Source organism: Micromonospora sp. RP3T (assembly GCF_003027925.1).
Classification (GTDB): domain Bacteria; phylum Actinomycetota; class Actinomycetes; order Mycobacteriales; family Micromonosporaceae; genus Micromonospora.
Window position 1 is genome coordinate 13,263 of the sequence record NZ_PYPS01000025.1, and the last position, 18,570, is coordinate 31,832.

Annotated in this window: 15 protein-coding genes; 9 read left to right on the forward strand and 6 right to left on the reverse strand. The window is 72.9% G+C overall.

The features are described from left to right. Positions 1 to 39: 39 nt before the first annotated feature. From C8054_RS20070 to C8054_RS20080, 3 genes are all read right to left on the reverse strand, one after another. Positions 40 to 1,143, reverse strand: coding sequence for a sugar ABC transporter substrate-binding protein (locus C8054_RS20070; protein ID WP_107158843.1), 1,104 nt, complete (start codon positions 1,141 to 1,143; stop codon positions 40 to 42). Positions 1,144 to 1,328: 185 nt separating this feature from the next. Beyond that, a complete protein-coding gene (gene ybaK / locus C8054_RS20075; RefSeq protein WP_107158845.1) occupies positions 1,329 to 1,808 on the reverse strand; it encodes a Cys-tRNA(Pro) deacylase in 480 nt (159 codons plus the stop codon). A gap of 93 nt (positions 1,809 to 1,901) precedes the next feature. Continuing rightward, a complete protein-coding gene (locus C8054_RS20080) occupies positions 1,902 to 3,134 on the reverse strand; it encodes a methyltransferase domain-containing protein (protein WP_107158847.1) in 1,233 nt (410 codons plus the stop codon). 255 nt (positions 3,135 to 3,389) lie between these two features. On the opposite strand from C8054_RS20080, the gene groES reads away from it, so the two are divergent. The 3 genes from groES to C8054_RS20095 all read left to right on the forward strand — a co-directional run bounded on the left by groES (position 3,390) and on the right by C8054_RS20095 (position 7,177). Then, positions 3,390 to 3,704: a co-chaperone GroES gene (groES, locus tag C8054_RS20085; RefSeq protein ID WP_018222648.1), complete on the forward strand. Its 315-nt coding sequence runs from the start codon at positions 3,390 to 3,392 to the stop codon at positions 3,702 to 3,704. Between the two features lie 70 nt (positions 3,705 to 3,774). After that, complete coding sequence (gene groL / locus C8054_RS20090) at positions 3,775 to 5,421, forward strand: chaperonin GroEL (protein ID WP_107158850.1); 1,647 nt, start codon at positions 3,775 to 3,777, stop codon at positions 5,419 to 5,421. Positions 5,422 to 5,569: 148 nt separating this feature from the next. Next, positions 5,570 to 7,177 (forward strand): molybdopterin-dependent oxidoreductase, encoded by a 1,608-nt coding sequence (locus C8054_RS20095; RefSeq protein WP_107158852.1) that lies wholly within the window; start codon positions 5,570 to 5,572, stop codon positions 7,175 to 7,177. Positions 7,178 to 7,718: 541 nt separating this feature from the next. Here the strand turns inward: C8054_RS20095 and C8054_RS20100 are convergent. Next, on the reverse strand, positions 7,719 to 8,102 hold the full coding sequence (locus C8054_RS20100; protein ID WP_107159053.1) for a WhiB family transcriptional regulator: 384 nt from the start codon (positions 8,100 to 8,102) through the stop codon (positions 7,719 to 7,721). Between the two features lie 251 nt (positions 8,103 to 8,353). Between C8054_RS20100 and C8054_RS20105 the strand changes: the two genes are divergently transcribed. Beyond that, positions 8,354 to 9,154: a response regulator transcription factor gene (locus tag C8054_RS20105; RefSeq protein ID WP_107158855.1), complete on the forward strand. Its 801-nt coding sequence runs from the start codon at positions 8,354 to 8,356 to the stop codon at positions 9,152 to 9,154. A gap of 12 nt (positions 9,155 to 9,166) precedes the next feature. Here C8054_RS20105 and C8054_RS20110 read toward each other — a convergent pair whose 3' ends face one another. After that, complete coding sequence (locus C8054_RS20110; RefSeq protein WP_107158857.1) at positions 9,167 to 9,571, reverse strand: DUF5319 domain-containing protein; 405 nt, start codon at positions 9,569 to 9,571, stop codon at positions 9,167 to 9,169. A gap of 197 nt (positions 9,572 to 9,768) precedes the next feature. Between C8054_RS20110 and guaB the strand changes: the two genes are divergently transcribed. From guaB to C8054_RS20125, 3 genes are read left to right on the forward strand one after another with little or no spacing between them, the layout of a single operon-like run. Then, positions 9,769 to 11,331, forward strand: a complete 1,563-nt coding sequence (guaB, locus tag C8054_RS20115) for an IMP dehydrogenase (RefSeq protein WP_107158859.1) — start codon at positions 9,769 to 9,771, stop codon at positions 11,329 to 11,331. Positions 11,332 to 11,367: 36 nt separating this feature from the next. Next, positions 11,368 to 12,486, forward strand: coding sequence for a GuaB3 family IMP dehydrogenase-related protein (locus tag C8054_RS20120; RefSeq protein WP_107158862.1), 1,119 nt, complete (start codon positions 11,368 to 11,370; stop codon positions 12,484 to 12,486). A gap of 26 nt (positions 12,487 to 12,512) precedes the next feature. Beyond that, positions 12,513 to 13,967, forward strand: coding sequence for a M1 family metallopeptidase (locus tag C8054_RS20125; protein ID WP_107158864.1), 1,455 nt, complete (start codon positions 12,513 to 12,515; stop codon positions 13,965 to 13,967). Positions 13,968 to 13,973: 6 nt separating this feature from the next. On the opposite strand, the gene C8054_RS20130 is transcribed toward C8054_RS20125, so the two are convergent. After that, positions 13,974 to 15,074, reverse strand: a complete 1,101-nt coding sequence (locus tag C8054_RS20130; protein WP_107158866.1) for an LCP family protein — start codon at positions 15,072 to 15,074, stop codon at positions 13,974 to 13,976. A gap of 133 nt (positions 15,075 to 15,207) precedes the next feature. On the opposite strand from C8054_RS20130, the gene C8054_RS20135 reads away from it, so the two are divergent. After that, positions 15,208 to 16,890: an FAD-dependent oxidoreductase gene (locus tag C8054_RS20135; RefSeq protein WP_107158869.1), complete on the forward strand. Its 1,683-nt coding sequence runs from the start codon at positions 15,208 to 15,210 to the stop codon at positions 16,888 to 16,890. A 119-nt stretch (positions 16,891 to 17,009) separates the two neighbouring features. Next, a complete protein-coding gene (gene guaA, locus C8054_RS20140; RefSeq protein ID WP_107158871.1) occupies positions 17,010 to 18,566 on the forward strand; it encodes a glutamine-hydrolyzing GMP synthase in 1,557 nt (518 codons plus the stop codon). Positions 18,567 to 18,570 lie beyond the last annotated feature (4 nt).

An 18,570-nucleotide genomic window follows, 5' to 3' on the forward strand; every position in this document is an offset into this window, starting at 1 on the left:
TGGTCCCGTGCCGGGCGGCGCCGCCTGAGGCGGGGTGGGTCAGCTCACGCCGGCGTCGGTGCAGAGCTTGGCGAACGCACCGGTGCAGAGCTCGTCCTTGGTGATGTAGCCGTCGGCCACGACGTCCTTGACGTTGTCCTTGTAGATGGCCTTCGGCTCCAGCAGCACGGCCGGCACGTCCCGGTTGCCCTCCGGGTCCTTGACGGTCTGGCCGGTGTCCTTCGTCTCGCCCTTGGCGAGCGCGATGGCCAGCTCGGAGGCGGCGTCCGCCTCCTTCTTGACCGCCTTGTAGACGGTCATGCACTGGTCGCCGGCGAGGATGTTCTGCAGACCCTCCTTGGTGGCGTCCTGGCCGGTCACCGGGACCTTGCCGTTGAGCTTGTTCTTCTTCAGCACCGAGATGGCCGCGTTGCCGAGACCGTCGTTGGCGGCGAGCACGCCGTCGATCTTGCCGCCGGCCTTGGTCAGCTGCTGCTCGAAGATCGTGGCGGCCTGCGCGTTGTCCCACGCCGGCACCGAGTCGTCGGCGACCTTGGTGTACTCCTTCGAGTCGAACTTCGGCTTGAGCACCGAGTCGTACCCGTTCTTGAACAGGGTGGCGTTGTTGTCGGTCGGCGAGCCGTTGAGGTACGCGATCGACGGGTTCTTGGCGCCCTTGTCGGTCAGGCACTTGCTCAGGCCCTCGCCCTGGAGCTTGCCGACGGCCTCGTTGTCGAAGCTGACGTAGTACTGGGCGGAGCCGCCAAGGGTCAGCCGGTCGTAGTCGATCGTGGCGACGCCCTGCGACTTGGCCTTGTCGAGCACGGCCTTGCCGGTGCCGGAGTCCAGGTTGACGATCATCAGCACGTTGACGCCGTTGGTGATCATCTGGTCGGCGATGGTCTGGAACGCGGTCTTGTCGTTCTGCGCGTTCTGGATGTCGGACTCGACGCCGGCGGCGTCGAACGCCTCCTTGAGGAACTTGCGGTCCGCGCCCTCCCAGCGGGCGGAGGACTTGCTGTCCGGCAGGATCACGCCGATCTTCGGCTTCTTGTCGTTCGAACCGCCGGCCTGGTCGGAAGAACCGCCGTTGTCACCGCAGGCGGCCATGCTGCCGGTCGCGAGGAGACCGACGGCCGCGAAGGTGAGGAAGCCCTTGCGCATGTGCACGGGTCCTTTCGGGGGTGGGGGAGTTGTTGACGGTGTTTTGTTGTGTCCGGCAACGTATTCCGCGCTTCCCGCGCTCCGCAAGAGTGCCGAGGTCAGAAGTTTGTTGGCGGCGGTAACAATTCAGCAACGCGGTTGTCACCCCACGGACACCGGCTGCGGAAACGCTCCCACCGTCCGGTTCAGCCGGCCGCGATCGGGGCGGTCACGGCCCCGGTCAGCGCCACCAGATCGCCCGGCGCGAGTTGCACCTGGAGGCCGCGACGACCGGCCGAGACGTACACCGTCGGGTGTGCCAGCGCGGACGCGTCGACCACGGTCGGCAGCGCCCGGCGCTGCCCCAGCGGGCTGATCCCGCCCCGCACGTAACCGGTCGCCCGCTCGGCCACCGCCCGGTCGGCCAGCGCGGCCCGCTTGCCGCCGACCGCCACGGCGAGGGCCTTCAGGTCCAGTTCCCCGGTCACTGGCACCACCGCCACGGTCAACCCGCCGTCGACGTCGGTGACCAGCGACTTGAACACCCGCTCCGGTGGCACCCCGAGGGCGTCGGCGACCAACGCGCCGTAGTTCGGCGCGTCCGGCGACACGGCGTGCGGGTGGGTGCTGTGCGCGATCTTCCGCCTGGTCAGCAGCATGGTCGCCGGAGTGCCCTGTCCCGCCATGACCGTCAAGCTAACCCGGCCGCCGGATCCCGGCGAGCCGATACGGGCGGCGCGGTGGCCGGACGGCGCCGGTCAGCCGGTGGTCGGGGCCGGTCAGCCGGTGGTCGGGGCCGGGCGGCCGATCAGCACGGTGGGCGCGCCGGCCACCCGGGTCAGCACCAGGCTGGCCGCCTCGTCGCCGGCCAGGCGCAGGTCACGGCGCAGCTTCTCCGGCTCCAGCGCCGAGCCCCGCTTCAGGATCTCCACCCGGCCGACCCGGCGCTCCCGCAGCAGGGCGCGCAGCCGCTTCAGCGAGAACGGCAGCACGTCGGTGATCTCCAGGCAGCGGGCGAACGGGGTGGGGTGTGCCGTGTCCGCGTACAGGTAGGCGATCGACGGGTCGGCGAGCGTGGCGTCCAGGTCGGCGGCCAGCTCCGCGACCAGGTGCGCGCGCACCACCGCCGGGTCGGGGTCGTACAGGAACCGCCGGACCGCGCCCACCTCCGCCTCGTCGGCGCCGCTGCCGGTCAGTCGATAAGAAGGGGCCCCGCCTCTACCGGAGGCGTTAAAAGGGGGCCCCTCCTTCTCCCGGAGCAGGGTGGCGCGACGGGGGACGGCGGCCAGCGGGCCGCACCAGAGGGCGGCCTCCACCAGGTCGCCGTCGACGCTCACCCACTCCGCCTCGGCGCCGGCCGGGATCAGCGCGTGGTCCAGGCCGGGCGCCACCTTGACCACGGTGCGCGGCACGCGCGCGGCCAACCCGGTGACGAAGTCCCACGGCGGCGAGTAGGCGTTCGGGTCGAAGATGCGCCGCCCGGTGCCGGCCCGCCGCCGCGCCGGGTCGCAGAACGCCCCGTCGACCCGGGTCACGTCGAACGCGGTGGCGTCGCCGCACTCGACGGTGACCAGTCCGGCCAGCCCGGCGGCCTCGGCGTTCGCGGCGGCCATCGCGGCGGTGACCGGGTCGGCCTCCACCGCGTACACCCGGATGCCGGCGCGGGCCGCGGCGAGCGCGTCGGCGCCCAGCCCGCACCCGAGGTCGGCAAGCGTGGTCACGCCCGCGGCGCGCAGCCGGGCGGCCCGCCGGTCGGCGACCCCCCGGCGGGTGGCCTGCTCCAGCCCGGGGCGGGTGAGGAACATTCGGGCCGCCGCCGTGCCGAACTTGCCGACCGCCCGGCGGCGCAGCTCCGCCTGGGTCAGCGCGGCCGCCGCGAGCCCGCCCGGGATCCCGGCCGAGCGCAGCGCGGCGGCCGCCGCCAGCGGGTCGCCGCCGGCCACCCGCTCCGCCGCGGCGAGCGCGGCCGACCCCTCGGGGGTACGCAGCGCGGTGAGCTGGTCGAGATCCATCCGCCCATTCTCCCGACCCGTCCCGGAGGCGACACGAGGGGCGACGCGCTGGCACTCTCCTTGACGGAGTGCTAGCCGAGGAATAACCTGCGATTAGCACTCTCACCCTGAGGGTGCCAATGCCCGGGCCTGGTGCCCGAGCGTTGAACGCCAGGCGGACCGGCACCCGCGACGACGGCCCCGCCCGGTGGCATGTGGCAGATTGACGCCGGTCGGCGTGTCGACCGGCAACGACACCAAGTACCCCAGGAGGGTATGCCCGTGACTACCGCGACCAAGGTTGCGATCAAGCCGCTCGAGGACCGCATCGTGGTGCAGGCGAACGAGGCCGAGACCACCACCGCCTCGGGCATCGTGATCCCCGACACCGCCAAGGAGAAGCCGCAGGAGGGCACCGTCCTCGCTGTCGGCCCGGGCCGGATCGACGACAAGGGCAACCGCGTGCCGATCGACGTGAAGGTCGGCGACACCGTCCTCTACTCGAAGTACGGCGGCACCGAGGTCAAGTACGCCGGCGAGGAGTACCTGGTGCTCTCCGCCCGCGACGTCCTCGCGGTCATCGAGAAGTAAGCAACCGATCAGTGTCGTTGCCCCGGTCCGGCTCGCCGGGCCGGGGCAACGTCGCTTCGAAGGGATACTGATGGCAAAGATCCTGAGCTTCTCGGATGACGCCCGGCACCTGCTCGAGCACGGTGTCAACGCGCTCGCGAACGCGGTCAAGGTCACCCTCGGCCCGCGTGGGCGCAACGTCGTCCTGGACAAGAAGTTCGGTGCGCCCACGATCACCAACGACGGCGTGACCATCGCCAAGGAGATCGAGCTCACCAACCCGTACGAGAACCTCGGTGCGCAGCTGGTCAAGGAGGTGGCGACCAAGACCAACGACGTCGCCGGCGACGGGACCACCACCGCCACCGTGCTGGCCCAGGCCATGGTCCGGGAGGGCCTGCGCAACGTGGCCGCCGGCACCAACCCGACCGGCCTGAAGCGGGGCATCGACGCGGCGGCCGCCAAGGTCTCCGAGGCGCTGCTCGGCAAGGCCGTCGAGGTCGCCAGCAAGGAGTCGATCGCGCACGTGGCGACCATCTCCGCGCAGGACGCCACGATCGGCGAGCTGATCGCCGAGGCGATGGAGCGGGTCGGCCGCGACGGTGTGATCACCGTCGAGGAGGGCTCCGCGCTCACCACCGAGCTGGAGGTGACCGAGGGTCTCCAGTTCGACAAGGGCTTCATCTCGCCGAACTTCGTCACCGACGCGGAGGGGCAGGAGGCGGTCCTGGAGGACCCGTACATCCTGATCACCACGCAGAAGATCTCGGCCATCGAGGAGCTGCTGCCGCTGCTGGAGAAGGTCCTCCAGAACAGCAAGCCGCTGCTCATCATCGCCGAGGACGTCGAGGGTCAGGCGCTGTCCACGCTGGTGGTCAACGCCATCCGCAAGACCGTCAAGGTCTGCGCGGTGAAGGCCCCCGGGTTCGGTGACCGTCGCAAGGCGATGCTGCAGGACATGGCGATCCTGACCGGCGCCGAGCTGGTCGCCCCGGAGCTGGGCTACAAGCTCGACCAGGTCGGCCTGGAGGTGCTCGGCACCGCCCGCCGCGTCGTGGTCGACAAGGAGAACACCACAGTCGTCGACGGCGGCGGCCAGTCCGCCGAGGTCGCCGACCGGGTCGCCCAGATCCGCAAGGAGATCGAGGCCTCGGACTCCGAGTGGGACCGGGAGAAGCTGGCCGAGCGGCTGGCGAAGCTCTCCGGCGGCATCGCGGTGATCAAGGTCGGCGGGGCCACCGAGGTCGAGATGAAGGAGCGCAAGCACCGCATCGAGGACGCCATCGCCGCGACCAAGGCCGCGGTCGAGGAGGGTACGGTCCCGGGCGGCGGCGCCGCGCTGGCCCAGATCCTGCCGGTGCTCGACGACGACCTGGGCTTCACCGGTGAGGAGAAGGTCGGTGTCTCGATCGTGCGCAAGGCGCTCGTCGAGCCGCTGCGCTGGATCGCCCAGAACGCCGGCCACGACGGTTACGTGGTGGTGCAGAAGGTCGTCGGTCAGGATTGGGGCCACGGCCTCGACGCCGCCACCGGCGAGTACGTCGACCTGGCCAAGGCCGGCATCCTCGACCCGGTGAAGGTGACCCGGAACGCGGTCTCCAACGCCGCGTCGATCGCCGGCCTGCTGCTCACCACCGAGGGTCTGGTCGTGGAGAAGCCGGCCGAGGCGGAGCCCGCCGCCGCCGGTGGGCACGGCCACGGCCATGGCCACGGCCACCAGCACGGCCCGGGCTTCTGACCCGAGGAGTACGCCCGACGTCAGGGCACACCGCCGAGCCGGCGGTGTGCCCTGACGCCTGTTCGGGCCGTTGACGGCGCGGCCGCACCGCTTACGGAACGCTGACGGAATTGGCGGCCGGCCCGACCGGTCGGCCAGACTGGGCCGGGTGAGCACCATCTCCCGCCGCCACGCGGCAGTGTCCGGTGTCGTCGCCGCCGTGGTGGCGCTCGGCGTCGCCGAGCCGGTGGCTGTCCTGACCGGTCCCCGGTCCGCCCCGCTGATCGCCGTCGGCGGCCTCGTGGTCGACCTGGTGCCCGAGCCGCTCAAGCAGTTCGCCATCGACGTCTTCGGCACGTACGACAAGATCGCCCTGCTGGTCGGGACGGCGCTACTGCTGGCGGGTTTCGCGGCGCTGCTCGGCCTGGCGGCGGCCCGACGGCTGGTGGTCGGCCTGGTCGGCATCGCCGCGTTCGCCGTGCTCGGTGTCGTCGCCGCGCTGACCCGGGCCGGCGCGGACGCGTTCGACGCGCTTCCCGCCCTGGTCGGCGGCGCGCTCGGCGGGCTCACGCTCTGGGCCTTCGTGGCCGGCCCGCTGCGACCGGACCGCGATCCGGCCGCCACCCTGCCGCAGTCTCCGGTGGCCGCCGCGCTCGCGCGTGAGGAGGACGACCCGGGCGGTTGGGAGCCGCTGGAGCGCGGGGGGGACCTGGATTCGCGGCGCCGGTTCCTGCGCGGCGCCGGCCTGCTGACCGGTGCCGCGGCGGTGGCCGGGCTGGGCGGCCACTGGCTGGCCGGCCGGCGCGGCGTCTCGGCGGCCCGGCAGGCGGTGACGTTGCCCGCCCCGGCGGCGCCCGCCCCGCCGGTGCCGGCCGGCGCGGACCTGTCCCTGCCCCGGCTCGCCCCCTACGTCACGCCGAACCGGGAGTTCTACCGGATCGACACCGCCCTGGTGGTCCCGCAGGTCGACCCGGTCACCTGGAAGCTGCGCATCCACGGCCGGGTCCGTAACCCGATCGAGTTGAGCTTCGACGACCTGCTGGCCCGGCCGATGGTCGAGCGCTACGTGACGCTGGCCTGCGTCTCCAACGAGGTGGGCGGCGATCTGATCGGCAACGCCCGCTGGCTCGGGGTGCCGCTCAAGGAACTGCTGGACGAGGCGGACCCGGAGGAGGGCGCGGACCAGGTGGTCGGGCGCGCGGTCGACGGCTGGACCTGCGGCACCCCCACGTCGGTGTTGCGCGACGGCCGGGACGCGCTGCTCGCGGTCGGGATGAACGGCGAGCCGCTGCCGATCGAGCACGGCTTCCCGGTCCGCATGGTGGTGCCCGGCCTCTACGGCTACGTCTCGGCGTGCAAGTGGCTGACCGAGCTGGAGCTGACCAGCTTCGCCGACTTCGACGCGTACTGGGTGCCGCGTGGCTGGTCCGCCCAGGGCCCGGTCAAGACGCAGTCCCGGATCGACACACCCCGCGCCCGCAGCCGTCCGGCCGCCGGCCCGGTGACGGTCGCCGGCGTGGCGTGGGCGCAGCACCGGGGCGTCCGCCGCGTCGAGGTACGCGTCGACGACGGTCCCTGGCGGGAGGCGACGCTGGCCCCGGCCGTGTCCTCGGACACCTGGCTCCAGTGGTCGTGGCGCTGGGACGCCACCCCGGGCGAGCACCGCCTCCAGGTGCGCGCCACCGACGCGGCCGGCGAGACGCAGCCGGAGCAGCGCAGCCCGGTGGCCCCGGACGGCGCGACCGGCTGGCACACCGTCACGGTGACCGTCGGCTGACCCGCCGGCTGCTGGTCACCTGGTTCCACGGCATGGCGGACCGGCGGGGCGGCCGGAACAACTCGGGGTGAAGGCCGTCGTCATGGCCGCCTACCAACTTGATGGCGTGAACGGGTCAGCGGCCGACGGCCGGCGCTGGACCGGTGTCCTGCCCTCGACCGACCAGCCCTTGCCGTCCGCCGCACCGGCGAAGGCGACGAGGGCTCGGCGAGCGCGTCGGCTACCAGTGCGGCGGCCGTTCCCGCGTGAGTCGTCGATGCGCTCAAGTTTGCAGGCGTCGGACAGTGCTGTCGGCCGTCGTGGCACGACCGGCGACTACCCGACCGGCGGCGGGGCGACCGGCGGCGGGGCGACGGGCGGCGACCGACCGGTTCCGCGAGGCGGCCGGTTCCGCGTGGCGGCCGGTTCCGCGAGACGGGCGACCGGTTCCGCGAGACGGGCGGGCAGTGCCGAGAAGCGGTGACGGTCCGGCGCGCGTCGGCGCGAACGAAGCGCCGCCGCGCCCCGAGGTGCGGGGCGCGGCGGCGGGAAGTGCGAGCGGTCAGGCGACCTTGCGCTGGTCCGGAACGGCGGTCTTGTGCGGCCGGCCGAGGCGGGCCTCCAGGCGGGCGATGTCGACCCGGGCCTGCCGGCGGTCGGCCAGGTCCTCCCAGCCGAGCGCGAGCAGCCGCAGCCGCTCGGACTCGCTGAAGCCGCCCCAGACGCCGTACGGCTCGCGGACGGCGAGGGCGTGCGCGGCGCACTCGGCGCGCACCGGGCAGGCACGGCAGACCGTCTTCGCGCCGGTCTCGCGGCGCTGGCGGGACGAGCCGCGCTCGCCGTCGGGGTGGAAGAACTGGGCGCTGTCGCGGCCCCGGCACGCGCCGAGCCGCTGCCAGTCCCAGAGGTCGACGATGGGTCCAGGCAGCCTACGTACGTTCGACATCAGCACCCCTCCTCCCGCGCGGCACCGCGGAGAATGTTGTGGCCAGCTACCGGGCGGCGGTCCGCGCGGGATGCCGGTTCCGGATGAACCAGTCGGTACCCGAGCCGTCGCCGGCTCACACATCTGTGATCGAAAACCTCGGACAGTCGATGCCATATGCCCCATCTGTCGGAAAAGTTCGGATGATTGCTCGGAACCCCCTCCCGACCCCACCCGCACGTGGTCTGCTCTGAGTCGGAGAGGAGACCACAGTGCGTAGCGTTCTGATCTGCGTTCGGACCCCACTGGCAGCCCAGCATCTGACCTCCGCGGCGGCGCGGCTCGGGCTGTCCGGCGCTGTCCGGACGGCTGTCTCCGACCCCGAGGTGATGTTGCGGCTCGCGGAGCGTCCGGTCGACGTCGTGCTGGCCGACACCGCCCTGACCCGGCCGGACAGCGCCGGATTCGTGCGACGGGTGCTCGCCCGCGCCCCCCAGGCCGCGGTGCTGCTGCTCGGCGCCGAGGAGTCGGAGTCGGCGGCGGCCACCATCAGTGCCGGGGCGCGTGGCCTGATCCAGAACGCCGACCACGACCTGACCAGCGCGGTGGCGAAGGCGCTGCTGCTGCTCTCCGCCCCGGGACGGGCGAACCGGCACCGGGTGGCCGACACCGCCCGGGACGCGGCGGCGGTCGGCGGGCCGACCCGGACGGCGACGCCGGGGCGTACCCCGGGTGGGCCGGGCTGGCCGGCGACGGACCCCGCGGGCCTGCCCACGATGGTGCCGGTCCAGCGGGGCGAGGACGCCAACGACCCGGCGACGGAGGGGTCGGAGACGCCCCCGCCCGGCCAGCGCCCGGCGCGGACCCCGCGCAGCGCGATCGGGCTCACCGAGCGCGAGCTTCAGGTGCTGCTCGGCATGGCGGAGGGCAAGAGCAACGCGGAGATCGGGCGGGAGTTGTTCGTCTCCGAGGACACCGTCAAGACACACGCCCGGCGGTTGTTCCGCAAGCTCGGCGCCCGGGACCGGGCGCACGCCGTGGCCGCCGGTTTCCGGGCCGGCCTGGTCGCCTGAGCCCGGCCGGGTTCACTCCGACGCGGCGTCCTCCGTGCCCTCGGTGAGCGTGTCGTGCACGCCGTCCGCGTAGCCGCGGGCGTAGTCCCAGCTCACGTAGTGGTCGGGGTCCGGGTCGTAGGCCGGCTCGTGCACCCGCGGACGGCCGGAGTTCAGCAGGTGGCGCAGGTTGCCCCGGAGCAGGTCCCAGTCGAAGTAGTGCGGCTCGCGGCAGTCCTCGCACTCGATCACCAGGCCGCGCACCCCGATCGGCTGGAGCAGGGCCTGGTAGATCTCCAGATCGGCCAGATCCTCCAGCACGTCCTGGCGCTCGACCTCGGTCAGCGGGTCGAGCGCGTCCTCCTCGCCGGAGTCGTGCAGGCCGGCAGCCGGATCGGCCGGGTCGCCGTTGAACGGGTCGATGGGCTCGTCGTGCACCCCCTCACCGTAGACCCCGCGCCGCCGGAAAGCCCGCCCCCCGCCCCGCTGTGGCCCGGCCTACGCCGGGCCCGCCGCTGCCCGGGGCTCACCGGGCCAGTGGGTACGATGAGGCCACACGCCGTCACACCGGTGCGCGCCGGCGTCCGCGCGCGCCGCCTCGCTGCAGCCCGTTCGACCAGCTCAGGGGAGCAATCGTGGAGAATTCGCCCAGCACCGAGAACCCGACCGGCCCCGACGGCGGCGAGCTGGGCGGCCATCTGCCCGAGTTGCCGGCCGGTTCCGCCCGGGTGGTGCCGCTCGGGCTGACCTTCGACGACGTGCTCCTCCAGCCGGGCGAGTCGGACGTGGTGCCCAGCCGGGTGAACACCCGCACCCGGCTCACCCGCAACATCGAGCTGACCGTGCCGCTGCTCTCCAGCGCGATGGACACCGTCACCGAGGGCCGGATGGCGATCGCCATGGCCCGGCAGGGCGGCATCGGCGTGCTGCACCGCAACCTCTCCGTCGAGGACCAGGCGCTCCAGGTCGACCTGGTCAAGCGCTCCGAGTCCGGCATGATCACCAACCCGGTGACCGCCAGCCCGGACGACACGCTCCGCGACGTCGACGCGCTCTGCGGTCGCTACCGCATCTCCGGCGTGCCGGTGGTCGACGGGCAGGGCCAGTTGGTCGGCATCGTGACCAACCGCGACATGCGTTTCGTCTCCGACCCGGCCACGCCGGTCCGCGACATCATGACCCGCACCCCGCTGATCACCGCGCCGGTCGGCGTGAGCAAGGACGACGCGCTCGACCTGCTGCGCCGCCACAAGGTGGAGAAGCTGCCGATCGTGGACGGCGCCGGCGCGCTGCGTGGCCTGATCACGGTCAAGGACTTCACCAAGAGCGAGCAGTACCCGAACGCCACCAAGGACGAGGCGGGCCGGCTCCGGGTCGCCGCCGCGGTCGGCGTGGGCGAGGACGGCTACAAGCGGGCCCGCGCGCTCGTCGACGCCGGCGTCGACGTGGTCATCGTGGACACCGCGCACGGCCACCAGCGGGCCGTGTTGGAGATGGTCGCCCGGCTCAAGCGGGACGTGACCATCGACATCGTGGGCGGCAACATCGCCACGTACGCGGGCGCGAAGGCGCTCGTCGAGGCCGGCGCCGACGGCGTCAAGGTGGGCGTGGGTCCGGGTGCCATCTGCACCACGCGGATCGTGGCCGGGGTGGGCGTGCCGCAGGTCACCGCGATCATGGAGGCGGCCCGGGCCGCCCGACCGGCCGGCGTGCCGGTGATCGGCGACGGCGGCATCCAGTATTCCGGCGACATCGCCAAGGCGCTGGTGGCCGGCGCCGACACGGTGATGCTCGGCAGCCTGCTGGCCGGCTGCGAGGAGAGCCCCGGTGAGCTGATCTTCATCAACGGCAAGCAGTACAAGGCGTACCGGGGAATGGGCTCGCTCGGCGCGATGCAGTCGCGCGGTCAGGGCAAGTCGTACTCCAAGGACCGCTACTTCCAGCAGGACGTGATGGCCGAGGACAAGCTGGTCCCCGAGGGCGTCGAGGGCCAGGTTCCCTACCGGGGCCCGCTCGCCCAGGTCGCCCACCAGCTCACCGGTGGCCTGCGCGCCGCCATGGGCTACGTGGGCGCCGAGAGCATCCCGGAGCTGCACCGGCGTGGCCAGCTCATCCGGATCACCGCGGCGGGGCTGAAGGAGAGCCACCCGCACGACATCCAGATGACCGTCGAGGCACCCAACTACCACTCCCGCTGACCTCTCCCTCCACCCCCGAACACACCTGGAGTCCCCATGCGTGACGTGGTCGAGATCGGGCTGGGCAAGACCGCGCAGCGCGGTTACCACCTGGACGACATCGCCATCGTGCCGAGCCGCCGCACCCGGGACGTCGACGACGTCTCCACCGCATGGCAGCTCGACGCCTACCCGTTCGGCATCCCCTGCGTCGCGCACCCCTCGGACGCGACCATGAGCCCGGCCTCCGCGGTGCGCCTCGGCGAGCTGGGCGGCCTCGGTGTGCTCAACGTCGAGGGCCTCTGGACCCGCTACGAGAACCCGGCCAAGATCCTGGAGGAGCTGGCCGGTCTCGGCGAGGACGCCCGGGCCACCAAGCGGCTCCAGGAGGTCTACGCCGAGCCGATCCGCCCCGACCTGATCGCCGAGCGGGTCCGCGAGCTGCGGGCCGGCGGCGGCACGGTGGCCGTCCGGGTCTCGCCGCAGCACACCCTGGCGCTGGCCCCGGTGATCCTGGACGCCGGCGTGGACATCCTGGTCATCCAGGGCACCCTGGTCTCCGCCGAGCACGTCTCCACCACCGACGAGCCGCTGAACCTCAAGGAGTTCATCGCCGACCTCGACCTGCCGGTCATCGTCGGTGGCTGCACCGACTACAAGACCGCGCTGCACCTGATGCGCACCGGCGCGGCCGGCGTGATCGTGGGCATCGGCGGCGACGACTGGTCGACCACCGAGTCGGTGCTCGGCATCCGGGTGCCGATGGCCACCGCGATCGCGGACGCCGCCGCGGCCCGCCGCGACTACCTGGACGAGACCGGTGGCCGGTACGTCCACCTGATCGCCGACGGCGACATGCAGACCTCCGGCGACATCGCCAAGGCGCTCGGCTGCGGCGCGGACGCGGTGATGCTCGGCGAGCCGCTCTCGCTCTGCGAGGAGGCCCCGGCCGGCGGCGCCTGGTGGCACTCCGCGGCCAGTCACCCGTCGCTGCCCCGGGGCGCGTTCGAGGTGGCCGGCGAGCCGATCGGCTCGATGGAGCGGCTGCTGTTCGGCCCGGCCGACGAGCCGGACGGGCAGCTCAACCTCTTCGGCGGCCTGCGCCGCGCGATGGCGAAGTGCGGCTACCGCGACCTCAAGGAGTTCCAGAAGGTCGGCCTGGTCCTGGACCGCTGAGCAGGCATTCGAAAGGGGTCGGGACGATGACGCGGCGCCGCGGACGACGAGGTTTCGGGCTGCTGGCCTGCGGGACGCTGCTGCTGGCCGGCTGCGGACCGGCCGAACCGGACCGGGGCGCCGCGACGACCGCGCCCGGTCCCACGGCCGCCCGGAGCTTCGCGCCCGGCGCGGCCGGCGTCGGCGACAGCTACTTCCCGAGCTACGGCAACGGCGGCTACGACGTCGCGAACTACACCATCAAGGTGCGCTACGACCCGGAGACGGACAAGCTCACCGGCACCACCACGGTGCGGGCCACCGCGACCGCCGACCTGTCCGCGTTCAACCTGGACCTGGCCGGGCTGACCGTCCGCTCGGTCACCGTGGACGGCGCCGCCGCCCGGCACGCCCGCACCGACGACGAACTGGTCGTCACGCCGGCCACCGGGCTCACCACCGGCAACGGCTTCGTCACCGAGATCCGGTACGACGGCAAGCCGACGCCGCTGCGTACCGAGGCGCTCGGCGAGGGCGGTTGGCTGCACACCGCCGACGGGGCGATCGCGCTCGGCCAGCCGGAGTCGGCGAGCACCTGGTTCCCGGTCAACGACCACCCGTCGGACAAGGCCACCTACGACGTCGAGATCACCGTGCCGAAAGGGCTGACGGCGGTCGGCAACGGCGTGCCGAAGGGGAAATCGACAGCCGGCGACTGGACCACCTGGCGCTGGTCGGAGACCTCGCCGATGGCCAGTTACCTGACCACCGTGGCGATCGGGAAGTTCCGGGTCACCACCGCCGAGCACAAGGGCCGGCCGGTCTTCAGCGCGGTCACCACGCAGTTGCCCGAGGGCGCGCCGGACCGCTCGATCGCCCGTACCGTCGAGGTCGCCGACTACCTGGAGAGCCTGTTCGGGCCGTACCCGTTCGACGCGTACGGGGGTGTGGTGGTCGCCGACTCACGGATCCGGTACGCGCTGGAGACGCAGAGCCGGCCGGTCTACTCGGCCGGCTTCTTCCGGCAGGGCGACAACACCGAGGTGGTGGCGCACGAGCTGGCCCACCAGTGGTACGGCGACAGCGTCTCGATCCAGCGCTGGCAGGACATCTGGCTCAACGAGGGGCTGGCCACGTACGCGGAGTGGCTCTGGGCCGAGCACAGCGGCTCCTCGACCGTGCAGCGCACGTTCGAGCAGAAGTACGCGGGCGCCTCCGCCCAGGTGTGGCGCACGCCGCCGGGCCGGCCGGGGGTGGAGAACCTGTTCGGCAGCTCGGTCTACGACCGCGGTGCGATGACCGTGCACGCGCTGCGGATCGCGGTGGGCGACACCAGGTTCTTCGGCATCCTGCGGGCCTGGGCGGCCGAGCGGAAGAACGGCAACGCCACCACCGCGGACTTCGTGGCGCTGGCGGAGCGGGTGGCCGGGAAGCAGCTCGACAAGCTCTTCGACGCGTGGCTGTTCGGCACCGAGCGCCCGCCGCTGCCGAAATCCCGGTGAGGCGCGTCAGGTCCGGACGCGCAGCGACGGGTGGGCGGCCAGGAACGCGTCGGCCTTGCCACCGCGCAACGCGGTGAGGAAGTCGCGGCCCAGCGGCTGGAGCTGCTCGCCGCGGTACGCGCCGCCGCTGCCCACCCCGGTGCCGGGGAGCCCGACCAGCGTGATGCGGTCCGTCGGCATCCCGCCCAGCGTGTACGCGAAGTCGACAAGCTTCCGGCCGCCGCCGACGTACACCAGGGTCTTGCCGAGCGCGGCGACGACCTGCTCGACCCGCTGCGGATCGCGGGCCGTGCCCTGGTCGAGGAGCTTGCCGGCGAGCGCGCGGAGCAGTTGCTGCTGGTGCCGCTGCCGGGTGTAGTCGCCGCCGGCGGTGTAGCGCTGCCGCGCGTAGTCGAGCGCCTGCCAGCCGACCAGGTGCCGCCGGCCCTTCTGGTAGACCATCTGCGGCCCGGTGTACCCGCCGCCGCCCAGCGGGCGCATCGTCCCGTCCGGCCGGCGGTGCCGGGAGGCGACCTTCTGGTCGACGTAGAGGTCGACGCCACCGAGCGTGTCCACCAGCTTGTCGAAGCCGCCGAACGTGATCACCGCGCCGGCGTCGATGCGCAGCCCGGTGTAGCGGGCGACAGTGGCCCGCAGCAGGTCGTACCCCTGGGCGGTGCTGGGGTGGGCCTTGTCGCCGGGCACCCGGCTGCCGTAACTCATCGCGTGGGTGAGCTTGGTCTTCCCGCCCGGGTAGCGGGCCTTCGGGTAGGCGGGGATGTCGACCACCAGGTCGCGGGGAAGCGAGAACAGGTACGCCCGGTCCAGCCCGGCGGGCACGTGCAGCACCAGTACGGCGTCGGCGTGCGGCTCCCAGCCGGGGATGCTGACCCGGGTGTCCACGCCGACGAGCATCAGGTTGAGCGGGCCGGTCAGGTCGGCGCCGGGCGGCGGGGTGGGGCTGGCGGTGGTCGGGGCCGGCGTGGGCGCGCCGGGCGGCGAGGTGGCCGGCGCGGCGGCCCGGGTCGGCGCGTGGTTGCCCACCAGCCGGGTGGTCACCACCGTGCCGCCGGCGACCAGCAGTGCCGCCACCAGGGCGGCCAGGCCGAGCAGGCGTCGTCTCGTCACGCGTTCTTTCCTCTCCCCGTGTGTTCGACGCGTCCGGGGGTGCCGAGGGTTGCACCGGCGGCCGGAAGCGCTCTGCATGATCTGCGAAAAACGCGTGCTGGCGCCATAGCTACCCGTCGGTAATGATGCGTGCATGCGCTACGACGTGGTCGTCATCGGTTCGGGTTTCGGCGGCAGCGTCACCGCGCTGCGGCTGGCCGAGAAGGGCTACTCGGTGGGCGTCCTGGAGGCCGGCCGCCGCTTCGCCGACGAGGAGTTCCCGAAGACGTCCTGGCAGGCGCGCCGGTTCCTGTGGGCGCCGCGACTCGGCTGCTTCGGGCTGCAACGGATCACGCTGCTCCGCTCCGCCGACCGGAAGGCCGGCGGCGGCGTGCTGGTGCTCTCCGGCGCCGGGGTGGGCGGCGGCTCGCTGGTCTACGCGAACACGCTCTACGAGCCGCTGGACGCGTTCTACGCCGATCCGCAGTGGCGGGACATCACCGACTGGCGCGACGAGTTGGCCCGCCACTACGACCAGGCGAAGCGGATGCTCGGCGTGACCACGTACCCGATCGACACCGGCGCGGACCGGGCCATGCGGGCGGTGGCCGAGCGGATGGGCGTGGCGCACACGTTCCACCCGACGCCGGTCGGCGTGCACATCGGCCGTCCCGGCCAGCGGGTGCCCGACCCGTACTTCGGTGGGGTGGGGCCGGACCGCACCGGGTGCAGCCACTGCGGGTCGTGCATGACCGGCTGCCGGCACGGCGCGAAGAACACGCTTGTCAAGAACTACCTCTGGCTGGCCGAGCGGCTCGGCGTGCAGGTCCACCCGCTGACCACGGTGACCGCGGTACGCCCCGACCCGGCCGGCGGCTACGCGGTGCACACCGCGCGTACCGGGGCCTGGCTGCGCAGGCGCCGTGCGGTGATCCACGCCGACCAGGTGGTCTTCGCGGCCGGCGCGCTCGGCACCCAGCGGCTGCTGCACGAGATGAAGGCGACCGGCGCGCTGCCGGCGCTCTCGCCCCGGCTGGGCGAGCTGACCCGGACCAACTCGGAGGCGATCCTCGGCGCCTCGGTGGGTTCGGGCGCGGCCCGGCGGCGCGGTCTGGACTTCTCGGCGGGGGTGGCGATCACCAGCTCGTTCCACCCCGATCCGCAGACGCACATCGAGCCGGTCCGCTACGGCAAGGGCTCCAACGCGATGGGGCTGCTCCAGTCGCTGCTGGTCGACGGCGGGCCGCACCGGGTCCGGCGGTGGCTGGGCAGCATCGTCCGGCAGCCGGGGCTGGCGGCCCGGATGCTGTCCGTCCGGGGCTGGTCCGAGCGCACCGTGATCGCGCTGGTCATGCAGTCGGTCGACAACTCGCTGACCACCCGCTGGCGGGGCCGCCGGCTGGTCAGCGGGCCGGGTCACGGCGCGGCCAACCCGACCTGGATCCCGGCCGGCAACGAGGCGGTCCGGCTGCTCGCCGAGGAGATCGACGGCACGCCGGGCGGCGCGGTGACCGAGCCGTTCAACATCCCGATGACCGCGCACATCCTCGGCGGCGCGGTGATCGGCGCCACACCGGCCGACGGCGTCGTGGACCCCTGGCACCGGGTGTACGGCCATCCGGGGCTGCACGTGGTGGACGGCGCGGCGGTCTCGGCGAACCTGGGCGTCAACCCGTCGCTGACGATCACCGCGCAGGCGGAGCGCGCCATGTCGTTCTGGCCCAACAAGGGCGACCCGGACCCCCGCCCCGCACCCGGTTCCCCGTACACCCGCCTGCCCGCCGTCCCCCCGCGCACGCCGGCGGTCCCCCCGCACGCCCCCGCCGCGTTGCGGTGAAAGGAGGGGCCCCTTCTTAACGCCTCCGGTAGAGGCGGGGCCCCTTGTTAACACGTTCGAGCCGCCACACCGCCGGGGCGCGTCCGCGCCGCCGGTGACTGTCGGTAGGCTTTGCGCACATGAGCACGCCTCGCCCCGTCCTCGTGGTGGACTTCGGAGCCCAGTACGCCCAGCTCATCGCGCGCCGCGTCCGCGAGGCGAAGGTCTACTCGGAGATCGTCCCGCATTCCATGCCGGTGTCCGAGATGCTGGCGAAGAACCCGGCCGCGATCATCCTGTCCGGCGGCCCGTCCAGCGTCTACGCTCCGGGCGCCCCGCAGATCGACGCCGGGATGTTCGACACCGACGTGCCGGTCTTCGGCATCTGCTACGGCTTCCAGGCGATGGCCCAGGCGCTCGGCGGCACGGTCTCGCGTACCGGCAACCGGGAGTACGGCGGCACCCCGCTGCGCCCGCGCCTGACCGAGCCCGGTGTGCTGCTCCGCGACCTGCCGGCCGACCTGCCGGTGTGGATGAGCCACGGCGACTGCGTGACCGAGGCGCCGGCCGGCTTCACGGTGACCGCCGAGTCGGCGGGGGCCCCGGTGGCCGCGTTCGAGGACCTGGCCGGTCGCCGGGCCGGCGTGCAGTTCCACCCCGAGGTGGGGCACACCGCGCACGGGCAGGAGATGCTGACCCGCTTCCTGTACGACATCGCCGGCGTGGCCCCGACCTGGACGCCGGAGAACATCATCGACGAGCAGGTCGCCCGGATCCGCGAGCAGGTCGGTGACAAGGAGGTCATCTGCGGCCTGTCCGGCGGCGTCGACTCGGCGGTCGCGGCGGCGCTCGTGCACCGGGCCGTGGGGGACCAGCTCACCTGCGTCTTCGTCGACCACGGGCTGCTGCGGGCCGGTGAGGCCGAGCAGGTGGAGAAGGACTACGTGGCGGCGACCGGGATCAGGCTCAAGGTGGTCGACGCGCGGGAGCGGTTCCTCGGCGCGCTCGCCGGGGTGACCGATCCGGAACAGAAGCGGAAGATCATCGGCCGCGAGTTCATCCGGGTCTTCGAGGCCGCCGCCCGGGAGATCGCCGCCCACGGTGACGTGGAGTTCCTCGTGCAGGGCACGCTCTACCCGGACGTGGTGGAGTCCGGCGGCGGCACCGGCACCGCCAACATCAAGAGCCACCACAACGTCGGCGGCCTGCCCGAGGATCTGAAGTTCTCCCTGGTCGAGCCGCTGCGCACGCTGTTCAAGGACGAGGTCCGCACGATCGGCCTGGAGCTGGGCCTGCCCGAGGCGATGGTCTGGCGGCACCCGTTCCCCGGCCCGGGCCTGGCGATCCGGATCATCGGCGCGGTCGACGAGGAGCGCCTCGCCGTGCTCCGCAAGGCCGACCTGATCGCCCGGCAGGAGCTGACCGCCGCCGGCCTGGACCGGGGTGTCTGGCAGTTCCCGGTGGTGCTGCTGGCCGACGTGCGCAGCGTCGGCGTGCAGGGCGACGGGCGCACCTACGGGCATCCGGTGGTGCTCCGACCGGTCTCCAGCGAGGACGCGATGACCGCCGACTGGTCCCGGCTGCCCTACGAGGTGGTGGCCCGGATCTCCACCCGGATCACCAACGAGGTCGCCGAGGTCAACCGCGTGGTGCTGGACGTGACCAGCAAGCCGCCGGGCACCATCGAGTGGGAGTGAGGCC